The sequence below is a fragment of the Methyloparacoccus murrellii genome (assembly GCF_054657115.1).
Window position 1 is genome coordinate 1 of the sequence record NZ_BAAHXD010000158.1, and the last position, 202, is coordinate 202.

General features: G+C 64.9%; 1 protein-coding gene. It reads right to left on the reverse strand.

What is annotated here, in order from left to right:
- The coding region (locus ACYQ1H_RS15710; RefSeq protein ID WP_460028971.1) for a transposase at nt 1-202 on the reverse strand (202 nt) is incomplete at both ends.

Genomic DNA, 202 nt, shown 5'->3' on the forward strand with positions numbered 1-202 from the left:
ACACTGGGGGCCGTGTAAATCGGCTTGATCGTCGCCGCCAGCGCCTTGCGATCTTTCCAGCTGGCGTCATCGAGGCTGTTGCGGATCAGATGCACGATGCAGGTTTGCAGCGTGGTGGCGGGAAAGACGGCTGCCAGGGCCTCGGGCATCCCCTTCAGGCCATCGGTGACGGCGATCAGGATGTCGGCCACGCCGCGGGTCA